The sequence below is a fragment of the Nostocoides sp. genome, from assembly GCF_035343835.1.
GTDB classification, from domain to species: Bacteria; Actinomycetota; Actinomycetes; order Actinomycetales; family Dermatophilaceae; genus Nostocoides_A; species Nostocoides_A vanveenii.
Genome location: NZ_DAOQZV010000336.1, coordinates 1 through 2,533, shown reverse-complemented (window position 1 = coordinate 2,533; position 2,533 = coordinate 1). Strand labels below are relative to the sequence as shown.

The following is a 2,533-nucleotide window of genomic DNA, read 5'->3' as shown; positions in this document are numbered from 1 at the left end:
TCTGAACACGACACGTTTCTGAACACCTCTGAACGCCGGCACCGGGCCGGAAGCGTGCCGACGACATTCTCAGTGCAATTGTCCAGCCACGCGCTCGGCGGCAACGACGACAGAGCCGTCGGCGACGGCCTGGCAGGCGCCGGCGATATCGACCGCAAGGAAGCGGTCCGGGCCGGGAGCGGTGTCAGCCAGGTCGTTCAGGGCAACGATGACCGCGCCGCTGACCGGTGAGGACTCCAGCGGTGCGCGCAACTGGATTCCCCTTGCGGCGGTGAGCAACTCAATGGCGAGCACCTGCTGCAGCGCGGCTACCGAGCGGCGCAGCTTGCGCGCAGCACCCCACCCCATCGAGACGTGGTCCTCCTGCATCGCGCTGCTCGGGATCGAGTCGACGCTCGCGGGGGCGGCGAGCCGCTTCATCTCGGAAACCAGCCCAGCCGCGGTGTACTGCGCGATCATCAGGCCCGAGTCGACGCCGGGGTCGTCGGCAAGGAACGGCGGCAGCCCGTGGCTGCGCGCCTTGTCGAGGAAGCGGTCGGTGCGCCGCTCGCTGATGCTCGCCAGGTCGGCCGCGGCGATCGCCAGGAAGTCGAGGACATACGCGACCGGTGCGCCGTGGAAGTTGCCATTGGACTCCACCCGGCCGTCCCGCGTGACGACGGGGTTGTCGATCGCGCTCGCCAACTCCCAGCCGGCCACCCGAGCAGCGTGGTCGATGGTGTCGCGCACGGCTCCCGCGACTTGCGGCGCGCACCGCAACGAATAGGCGTCCTGAACGCGCGTGCAGGCCCCGGGGTCGCGGTGGGAGTCGCGGATCGGGCTGTCCGCCAGCACCTTTCGCATGTTCTCCGCGCTCTTTGCCTGGCCCGGTTGGGGTCGGAGCGCCTGCAGATCTGCAGCGAAGACGTCGTCCGTGCCGAGCAGTCCCTCGACGCTCATCGCAGCGGCGATGTCCGCGGTGGTGACGAGGGCGCGGAGGTCGGCGATCGCCATACACAGCATCCCGAGCATGCCATCGGTGCCGTTGATGAGAGCCAGACCCTCCTTCTCCGCGAGGTCCGCCGGCTCGATGCCGGCCGACGCCAACGCCGCTGCGGCAGTGGTGAGTTCGCCGGATGCGTCTCGAACCGGGCCCTCCCCCATCAGCGCCAGCGCGCAGTGCGCCAGGGGCGCGAGATCCCCCGAGCAGCCGAGCGAGCCGTACTCGTGCACCACCGGCGTGATGCCCGCGTTGAGAATCCCGACGTAGGCCCGCAGGGTCGTCTCGCGCACTCCGGTGCGACCGGACGCGAGCGTCTGGATGCGTAGGAGCATGAGCGCGCGCACGACTTCACGCTCCACCTCCGGGCCCGATCCGGCCGCATGCGAGCGAATCAGGCTGCGCTGCAACTCCTTCCGCTTCTCAACCGGGATGTGGCGAGTGGCCAGTGCGCCGAAGCCCGTCGACACCCCGTAGTGCGCGACGGTGTCATGCGCGAGGTCCTCGATGATCGTGCGGCTCGCGCGCACCCTCTCCCAGGCACCGTCACTGACGATGACGCGCACGGGGTCGCCGAGGTAGTCCGCGTGGTCCGCGCCGGCGCGGCCGCGCGCCACGGTGACCACGTGGTCCAGGGTCAGGGGGGTCTCGCCGATGAGCACGTCAGTCATCCGTCCATGAAAGCGCGCGGCAACGCGGCGAGCGGACCGGAGGCAACGGCATACCGTCTCGGATGCGAGATTGCGCGGCGGTCGCGTCGTGCGCGAGACCGCGGGAGGATGGTCGAGTTGACCTTCGCCGAGGCGGCACACATGGCGCAATGTCTGCGCGGCTGGGCGGGGAAGCCCGGCACGAGTCGGTGGCCGCGCGCCCCCCGGCGTTGCGCATTGTCTAATGTGACCCATGTCACTCTACACGTTATAGATATATCTTGACATATCGACGATATGCCTTGCATAGTGGTACCAGAGCGAACGCCTCAGGGGGATCACCACAGGGCTTCGCCGCCATCCACGGGCTCAACGAGCCGGCGCAGGCCGATGCTCCCCGGTGGGTGGCCCACAACCACACCGACACCCGGACAAGGAGTCCAGCAATGAACAACATCACCAACGACAACCCACGCGATGACGAATTCGGCGACGAGGAGTTCGTCGAGGCCGAGGAATGGGTCGAGGACGACCGCGACTTCGGTCGACGCGACTTCCGCGCCGAGGACCGACCGCGCGGGCTTTTCGATCAGAACGGCCCGATCGCCCACCTGCTCAGCGAGGACGGGCCTTTCGGCAAGGGCGGGGTCTTCGGGCCCGGCGGCCCCTTCGGCAATGACGGGGCGTTCGGTCCCGGCGGGCCGTTCGGACCGGGCGGCCCCTTCGGCAAGGGCGGACCGCGCCGAGGACGCGGCTTCTCTTGGCCGAGCGACGAGGCCAGCGCCTTCACCGAGGAGTTCGAGGTCCGCGGGCCGCACGGCCAGCGCGGCCCCCGGGGGCGTGGCGAGCAAGAACGTGGCGAGCGCGGACCTGAAGATCCCGCGGCTCGAGGTGAAGGTCGAGG

Annotated in this window: 1 protein-coding gene and 1 pseudogene; one reads left to right on the top strand and one right to left on the bottom strand. The window is 69.4% G+C overall.

All coding sequences use genetic code 11. The annotated features are described in order from the left end of the window. Nucleotides 1-69: 69 nt before the first annotated feature. On the bottom strand, nt 70-1,650 hold the full coding sequence (gene hutH, locus PKH97_RS15765; RefSeq protein WP_324388561.1) for a histidine ammonia-lyase: 1,581 nt from the start codon (nt 1,648-1,650) through the stop codon (nt 70-72). A 425-nt stretch (nt 1,651-2,075) separates the two neighbouring features. On the opposite strand from hutH, the pseudogene PKH97_RS15760 reads away from it, so the two are divergent. After that, a pseudogene (locus PKH97_RS15760) lies at nt 2,076-2,533 on the top strand (hypothetical protein); the annotation flags it as partial.